Source organism: Microcoleus sp. S28C3 (assembly GCF_036700785.1).
Taxonomy (GTDB): Bacteria; Cyanobacteriota; Cyanobacteriia; order Cyanobacteriales; family Microcoleaceae; genus Microcoleus; species Microcoleus asticus.
The window spans coordinates 1-7,121 of the sequence record NZ_JAUBPO010000188.1; the positions used below are offsets into that span (position 1 = coordinate 1).

Below are 7,121 nucleotides of genomic sequence, written 5' to 3' on the forward strand. Positions count from 1 at the left end.
GAATCTCTCTCTAAATTCACCATAATTTCTACTCAGCTCCTTCTGAGTAAATTTGTGCTTAGTCTAAACTCCAGTACGAAATCAGCTCGGCAAGAAAATTCACTGCCTGTTTGCCCCAAGATACTATTGTAGGTACTTTGAACATCCCGAGCTACCTGCTTCGATACGGTTGTCCCTGACTGTTCCAACTGTTTAATAATGCTCTCCATTGTTTCACGCCAGCGGTTGGGCTGTCGCTGTAACTCATTAAGACCTTGCTGAAGAATATCTCTAGTTGGGCCGTCAACTCCAGCTGTAACTCCAACTCCAACTCCAACTGGCCCTCCAACTTGCTCTCCAATTTGCCCACAGCCTGCACCCGACATTAGAAGAATCAGGGCACTGTAAGAAAAAATAACCTTTAGCTGGGATTTAAACTTCATACATTTTCTCTCTCAAAGTAAGCTTTGAACTTAGTTATTAACTTTAAAATAGCAATAGTCCGGACAGTTTTTAGTTCGTAGTCTGAAACCCTCGATTTTCCCTTGGTAGCTCGATTGCCTTGGAGCCTTGAAACCCTTATTCTACCGTTGGAAATCAAAAACTGTCCGAAGAATTGAAATAGCTGTGTAAGTAGGTAGGCGGGATTAAACCGAATAATGTAACAGTATGTAAACAGGCTTAAGTCAGCCAGTAGAGAGCATCTGGAGACTTTACCATCGTTTACATAGTTGCGTTTTGTCGCCCCGACTTACTTAGCTAAAAAATAAAGAATTGAACACCTCATGACTTACGCATGAAAACTATATGTAGTGTGTCTGGTAAGTCCGGCTGATTATTGGTGTTGTTGAAGGTCGATCGCCCGCCCTATTGTCAATAAATTTTAGATATTAGAGGTGGCCTCCAGTTGCCGCACTACTGTTAAAGCAGAATAGGAAACACCGGCAGTTCCTTCTCCGGGATGGGTGGAGTCGCCTACTAACCACAAATTTTTAATTGGTGTGCGGTTGGCAAATCCGAAGGGCCCGAAGGTTGGTATTCGCTGCCCGATACCACCCACAACGCCTCTATCTCTCGCTGTGTAGCGGGCAAAGGTGCGGGGTGTGGCGGACTCTTGATGTACGATCGACTCTGGCGTCAAATTGAAATATTCGCTCAGACGGGCGATCGCCCCTGCGGTATATTTTTGCTTTAATCCTTCATAATCAACCGCATTCCACCACATTCGAGTATCAGTAAATGACGAAGCGATAATTGTCGCCATTCCCTCCGGTGCTCTGCCATCTCCCGGATGGCTGACAGAAACAAATAATGAATTATTCTCACCAATCTCGCCTTCGTAATCGTATAGAAACTGAAGGTGGGGCGGACAATTTTCCGGAATTGCGCTTTCATGCACTCCCAAATATATGACAAATGCACCGGATGCGGGCGGCAATTTATCAACTCGATATTTGTAGCCTGCCATTTGATCTGGCAGTTGGTTGGTTGCCTCTGAAGTCTCAGATTTAACGGATAAATTATCTGTTAAATTTTCGGTTAAATTTCCGACAATCGGCTCGCCTGACAACAATTTTACTAGATTTTGCGCTGTCACGTTGGCAACAATGCGATCGGCAGTTTCTGTCCAAACTTCGCCTGTTTTTTGATTGCGAATCACAGTACCGGTGGCTTGGCCGTTGGCGGTGATAATGCTTTCAACTGTGTGTCGCAATAAGACTTGGCCGCCATCTCGTTCGATCGCCTCTACAAGTCGATCGCTCAACACCTGCATACTTCCTTCTAGATGATACAATCCCTGCGGCTCTTGCGAAACTCCTAAAGCCGTCGCCGCGTAAAGTAGCGCCGTTTCTTCGGTATCGACTTGAGAATACAATTTTAACTGCAAATCCAGAAAAGTTCTCAAGCGCAAATTGTCGCCCAACCCACAAAGCCGCAAAGCATCTCCCACTGTCATAAAAGTGAAAGGCAAAGTAATTAGAGTATCGGGGCGAACTGCTTGAATTAATTGCCAGAAATCCCAGAAGTTTCTGGGCGGTAAAACTGGATCGCGCCCTTGAAACTTCCAGCTAGCTTTGAACAATGCAGACAATAATTGCCAAAAAGGTTCGCTTCCAGGAAACTGCCGCTGCCTTTCTTCCTGCCACTTTTGCGGATCTCGCCACACGCTAATCGGTGCTGTTTCTCCCGGCAAAAACACCGCACAAGCCGGGTCGCAGGGTGTCGCGGCGGGGAGTTCTATGTCTAATTCTGAAAAAATTCGGTGATGAATGCCTCCGGGTTCCAATCCTGCAACCTGCGTGGCGCCGACATCGAAGGTAAAGCCTTTGCGTTTGAAGGTGGAAGCGCATCCGCCGGGGACGATCGCCTGGTCTAAGACTAGCACTTTGTATCCTCTGCGGGCTAGCAGGGCGGCTGCTGTGAGTCCGCCGATGCCGGCTCCAATTACCGTGATGCGGCCCTTAGTGTCTGCTGGATTGGATTTGCTAAAAGGGGTAGGAGCGATCGTCATAATTTATTTATTGTAATATTTCTTAAAATTATTATCATATATTACAAAAAAAAGCTTCGACAGGTTTCAATCTGTCTGTGGAGTGCGAGTTCGGACTGGTAAGGGTGAAACATTTGGGCATAAAATCAAAGGTTGGAAACATGAATTGTCGCGCCTTGGCTTACACCCTACATCTCGCGAGATAGTAGGAGATGATTTGTTGGAGATGTCTCTTGTACTTTTCACCTGCTATACTGAGCCGATCGCACATCACTTGCATGGCTTTTCAGAGCAAGCCCTTCCTTAGAATAGATACTTTTGCAAAATCAGGTGTAGTTCAGCTTAATTAATTTTAAAATAAGGTTGAATCTAATGAGTTTGAATACTTGTGAAATTTGCGGCAATTCGCAAGATAACACCATTTATAAAATTGAACCCATCCAAGAACTTCCTGGTTTAAATAACAACCCATTTGATTATATTGAAAGCAGTGAATGCGGTTGCTTGCAAATAGTGAACGTTCCCCAAGATTTGTCACAATATTATTCATTTAACTATTACTATTTACAAATCCCTAACGTTAAAGAAACCAAGGGCTTGTTTAGATTTATAAAGCGTAAAAGAGCAGAAAATTACCTGGCAAAAAAAAATATTGGGAGAAATTTTATCAAAGATATACGGACTTCCTTATTATTTTGACTGGCCGATCGAGGTCAATGTGACATTGGAATCGAAAATATTAGATGTTGGTTGCGGTACGGGGGATCTTTTGCTGCGTCTAGCTGAAGAAGGTTTGTTTAACCTTACAGGACTCGATCCTTTGATTGAAGGTGATATTTTATATAAAAATGGTGTCAAGATTCTTAAAAAAGAAATAGCGGAACTAGAAGATCGGTTTGATTTGATTATGCTGCATCATTTTTTTGCTCATATACCCCAACCGAAGGAGGCTCTAAAAAATATCTGGCGACTGCTAAAACACGATCGGTATGCTTTGATTAGAATTCCTGTCACCTCAACAACTTATGCGTGGCGAGAATATGGTGTCAAATGGGGTCAAATTGAGCCTCCGATTCACTTGTTTTTACACACTCCGAAAAGTATGAAATTACTAGCAAATGAGGTGGGATTTCAAATAAAAGATATTGTGTTTGACTCGTGGGAGTTACAATTTGTCTGCGGTAGAGAGTTTTCTGATTTTTCCGATCTTGAGCTTAAAGAATTTAAACTAAAAGCTGAGGAATTAAATAAAAATAATGACGGCGATCGGGCTGCTTTTTATTTGTACAAACCATGAAATAATCGATCGCGCTCGCGCGCGATCGATTTCTCTGCTGATTTAGAATCAGGGACGCCGCCACTTGTTGAGATAAGCTTCGCCAATCCCAGCCACAGCCTGCATTTGACCTAGCTGTTCCCGTAAAGCTTTGATGGTTTTTAGCTGTTCTTGAGACTGTTGCTGCAAAGCGTCGTAATTTCGCTGTATCGCCGCACTCTGGCTCAATTGATTTTCTAGAGATTGCAACTTGGTTAGTTGAACTTGGAATTCTCCGATCGCACTTGACTTTTCGGCTAACTGGTGCTGCAAAGATTCGTAACTCGACTGCGACACGGTTTGCTGCAATTGCTGTCCCAAAGTTTGCTTTTCGGTAGCTAATTGCTGCTGCAAGGATTCCAGAGAACTTTCTCTTTCGGCGACTTGCTGCTGCAAAGATTCCAAAGCACTCGATTTTTCTGCTAGCTGTTGCTGAAACTCGTGTTCCCGGTGTTCTCTTTCGGCGACTTGCTGCTGCAAAGATTCCAGAGCACTGGATTTTTCTGCTAGCTGTTGCTGAAGCTCGTGTTCCCGCTGTTCTTTTTCGGCGACTTGCTGCTGCAAAGAAGCGATCGAACTTTCGCGTTCAGTCAACTGTTGCTGTAAACTTTCGTAACTTGAATTCGGTACAGTTTCCTGCAATTGGCTTTCGAGATTTTGCTTTTCGGCGACTTGCTGCTGCAAAGAAGCGATCGAACTTTCGCGTTCACTCAACTGCTGCTGTAAACTTTCGTAACTTGACTTCGGTACAGTTTCCTGCAATTGGCTTTCTAGATTTTGTTTTTCGGTGGCCAATTGCTGCTGCAAAGAAGCGATCGAACTTTCGCGTTCAGTCAACTGCTGCTGTAAACTTTCGTAACTTTCTTGCAGCGGATTTGGCTTTACACTCACCGAGTCCGATAGAGTTTCTGCCGTTACAGCGTCATTAAATTCGCTTTCTTCGGCTGTTTCCCCTTGCAAGTGGGCCGCCTCTACCTCCGTTTCTTCACCTTTTTTCCAAGTGACAGTAACTTCCGTCTTGTCCTTAGAAATATCCAGAGCGCCTTGTGCCAAGCGTTCTAGGAGTTCCGACCTTGATATTCCGAGCTTTCGAGCGATCGTGTTTAATCGATCGGCACTAGAAGAAGTCAGCGAAAGTCCGACTTTGACTTTACTTTCTGAATTGGAACTAACTACATTGCGATTTTTTTTGACCATTGGCATTTTCCTCATGCCAACCTACACTTATTAGTGTAGTGGCTGAAGCTTGTATTAAAATTAATTCTTGTTACTTACCAATTGTGCCAGCTTCCGTTCCCAATTGAACAAAAATCCGTGAATATACTCTTCAGTCCATTCCTCGCCGTAGAACCGCTTAAACATTCCCTGGCTCGGGATTTTTTTGGCACGATACCGCAGGCAGCATTGTTGAGCTTGTTAGATATTATCTAACTTTGCGCCCGATGTCACCGGTTCGGCGCGATTGACCAAATCGAAATCAGCGGCTAGATAGTCTTTGAACGCTGCAAAAACGCGAGTTTCCACAACTTCCGTTTCCTCGGGGCGAGCCCACAGAAACGGCGACGAGAAAAACTGCTTAGCTTCCTCTGGAAAGCCGCCACCCCAGGAAAGGTGCGGTTGATGAGTTTGAAAAATTTGTTCGATCGGTCCAGTATACTTAGCCTGGTAGTCAGCGTCGCCGCCAAACAGAGGCTGCATATCCAGAGAATTAAATGACCACCCGGCAGCGTCACCAAATCCGCGCCAAAAAACGGCAAATCAAAGTTAAGATGCCGGAAGATCGCAAAATTGAGAAGTTGCAAGCTGCTGTCGCCTTAAAGGTGAGCCGCGCGAAGTTGCCGCAGTTTCGGGGATGCAAAAGCGTAACAGGTAGTTACGATCTGCTGAGTTGGTTTTTTCCTTTTGGCGACTGTAGCTTCCTTGAGTTTAAACCCTTCTAGAATCGGGTAATACTGTAAGTCTAACCGATTTTTCATCAGAGCGATCGCCGCATACAAAAAAGGCTTATCAAGAGTGATATAGATATGAGATTTGAGATTTTACCTCCTCAATCCACAGGTTGACACTAAAAAATAAAGTTTTTTTGCTGTCTATTTGAGATTTGAGATTTGAGATTTTACCTCCTCAATCGAGAGATTTGTAACCATGACTAAAGTTTTTATGGCAAACTTTTTTTTGGGAAAAATATATGTAAACTTAGTGGTCATCGCGAGTTCGCTGTTACAGCTAAAGGCACAGCATCTTCAAACAAAAACTCCTCCAAAATTTCTCAGCCAATTCATGACCGAAATAACTGCTAAACAATCCCGAAGCCGCGTCTCTGTATGGAATGTACTGGCTGCATTTTTTTTGAATTTTAACGATGCGCTGGATATTTTCTGGGTAGTCAGCGGTTGTGCTACTAGCAGCATTTTCTAGTACAAACTGATATAGTGTTTGTAAGCTGTATATACCCGGTTTTATCCAGTTTTAGCATCAGTTTTAGCGAATCACAGCAAGTCTCTATAAAAATAGTGATTTACGTCATAAAAATTGACTTATAAATTTTGGCTCAAATCGTGGTACTTATCGCGGAGCGATTCTAGATGTTAAATGTATTTTGCTATATAAGCCTCATCTCTAAATAGTGGCTGAAAGTCGAGAAAAACCCAAATTTTATTCTTGCCGAAAGACAAGAGGTCAATTCCCAACAGCGGCAAATCGTAAATGTGAGTCGGATAAATCACGCAATTAAAAACTTGAGCAGATGCACCCGCATCGATGTAAGTGTAGCGGCTTTTCGCAATTGCGGGCATTCGTAACACCAACTGCGGATAGTATATGGGGTTTTCCCGCGCTCGCTGTGACTTCCAACCCGGAGGGAATGGGGCGACTTTGCACATCAAAGCTGTGAAATACCTCTTGGCTAGGTATTGCCGAAAAGGCTGGTAGATGGCGAATTAATTCAGATGCCAAAACTCTTGCGATCGTCAAGGATGCCGATCGCGCCTGTCTCGTTTATTAGAAACAAAGTAACAATCCGTAATATTGTGAGGGCGATCGGGCTAATCTAGGGGCGGGTTTAAGAGTTTAAGGGCAGCTACCAATGTCTGCTTGAGGTTGTAAGCCGCTGTTTTAAAGCGAAGCTTCCAAAGTCGCACCTGCAACCCGATGATCTGGATCTTTTGCCAAATAGCTCACAGCAGCGCGAGCTTGAGGATTGTCAAATTTGCTCAGCGCGCGAGCAACTCGCAGCCGAATTCCCCAGTTATCCGAACTTACTATAGCAATCCTAAATGATTTTCTATATCTAGAGCAATCCTAAATAATTTTGTTTGTGTAAGTATATTGACGTAT

The 7,121-nt window shown here is 43.8% G+C and carries 9 protein-coding genes and 1 pseudogene; 4 read left to right on the forward strand and 6 right to left on the reverse strand.

The features are described 5' to 3' along the window. Nucleotides 1-32 precede the first annotated feature (32 nt). Both QUA13_RS30800 and QUA13_RS30805 read right to left on the reverse strand, forming a co-directional pair. The gene (locus tag QUA13_RS30800) at nt 33-422 is read right to left on the reverse strand and encodes a hypothetical protein (RefSeq protein WP_333204683.1); all 390 of its coding nucleotides are present in this window, start codon (nt 420-422) and stop codon (nt 33-35) included. Between the two features lie 440 nt (nt 423-862). Beyond that, on the reverse strand, nt 863-2,491 hold the full coding sequence (locus QUA13_RS30805) for an FAD-dependent oxidoreductase (RefSeq protein WP_333204685.1): 1,629 nt from the start codon (nt 2,489-2,491) through the stop codon (nt 863-865). 351 nt (nt 2,492-2,842) lie between these two features. Between QUA13_RS30805 and QUA13_RS30810 the strand changes: the two genes are divergently transcribed. Continuing rightward, a complete protein-coding gene (locus QUA13_RS30810; RefSeq protein ID WP_333204687.1) occupies nt 2,843-3,169 on the forward strand; it encodes a hypothetical protein in 327 nt (108 codons plus the stop codon). 19 nt (nt 3,170-3,188) lie between these two features. Beyond that, nucleotides 3,189-3,767, forward strand: a complete 579-nt coding sequence (locus QUA13_RS30815) for a class I SAM-dependent methyltransferase (protein ID WP_333204689.1) — start codon at nt 3,189-3,191, stop codon at nt 3,765-3,767. A gap of 48 nt (nt 3,768-3,815) precedes the next feature. Here the strand turns inward: QUA13_RS30815 and QUA13_RS30820 are convergent, their stop codons facing one another. Further along, nucleotides 3,816-4,982, reverse strand: a complete 1,167-nt coding sequence (locus QUA13_RS30820; RefSeq protein WP_333204691.1) for a ribbon-helix-helix protein, CopG family — start codon at nt 4,980-4,982, stop codon at nt 3,816-3,818. A 60-nt stretch (nt 4,983-5,042) separates the two neighbouring features. Beyond that, a pseudogene (locus QUA13_RS30825) lies at nt 5,043-5,587 on the reverse strand (phycoerythrobilin:ferredoxin oxidoreductase). Here QUA13_RS30825 and QUA13_RS32935 point away from each other — a divergent pair. Both QUA13_RS32935 and QUA13_RS30840 read left to right on the forward strand, forming a co-directional pair. Further along, nucleotides 5,498-5,725, forward strand: a complete 228-nt coding sequence (locus QUA13_RS32935) for a hypothetical protein (RefSeq protein WP_445242762.1) — start codon at nt 5,498-5,500, stop codon at nt 5,723-5,725. The pseudogene QUA13_RS30825 and the gene QUA13_RS32935 sit on opposite strands and share 90 nt — an antisense overlap. Before the next feature lie 205 nt (nt 5,726-5,930). Further along, on the forward strand, nt 5,931-6,203 hold the full coding sequence (locus QUA13_RS30840) for a hypothetical protein (protein ID WP_333204695.1): 273 nt from the start codon (nt 5,931-5,933) through the stop codon (nt 6,201-6,203). A gap of 170 nt (nt 6,204-6,373) precedes the next feature. On the opposite strand, the gene QUA13_RS30845 is transcribed toward QUA13_RS30840, so the two are convergent. Together QUA13_RS30845 and QUA13_RS30850 are read right to left on the reverse strand one after the other, a co-directional pair. Next, nucleotides 6,374-6,580 carry a hypothetical protein gene (locus tag QUA13_RS30845; protein WP_333204697.1) on the reverse strand — a complete coding sequence of 69 codons (207 nt, stop codon included), beginning with the start codon at nt 6,578-6,580 and terminating at the stop codon, nt 6,374-6,376. Between the two features lie 319 nt (nt 6,581-6,899). Then, the gene (locus tag QUA13_RS30850) at nt 6,900-7,055 is read right to left on the reverse strand and encodes a HEAT repeat domain-containing protein (protein ID WP_333204699.1); all 156 of its coding nucleotides are present in this window, start codon (nt 7,053-7,055) and stop codon (nt 6,900-6,902) included. Nucleotides 7,056-7,121 lie beyond the last annotated feature (66 nt).

Bases quoted from the DNA above. Each gene is read 5' to 3' on its own strand.
- QUA13_RS30800 (WP_333204683.1), bottom strand. From the start codon at position 422: ATGAAGTTTAAATCCCAGCTAAAGGTTATTTTTTCTTACAGTGCCCTG.
- QUA13_RS30805 (WP_333204685.1), bottom strand. From the start codon at position 2,491: ATGACGATCGCTCCTACCCCTTTTAGCAAATCCAATCCAGCAGACACT.
- QUA13_RS30810 (WP_333204687.1), top strand. From the start codon at position 2,843: ATGAGTTTGAATACTTGTGAAATTTGCGGCAATTCGCAAGATAACACC.
- QUA13_RS30820 (WP_333204691.1), bottom strand. From the start codon at position 4,982: ATGGTCAAAAAAAATCGCAATGTAGTTAGTTCCAATTCAGAAAGTAAA.
- QUA13_RS32935 (WP_445242762.1), top strand. From the start codon at position 5,498: ATGACCACCCGGCAGCGTCACCAAATCCGCGCCAAAAAACGGCAAATC.
- QUA13_RS30840 (WP_333204695.1), top strand. From the start codon at position 5,931: ATGACTAAAGTTTTTATGGCAAACTTTTTTTTGGGAAAAATATATGTA.
- QUA13_RS30845 (WP_333204697.1), bottom strand. From the start codon at position 6,580: ATGCCCGCAATTGCGAAAAGCCGCTACACTTACATCGATGCGGGTGCA.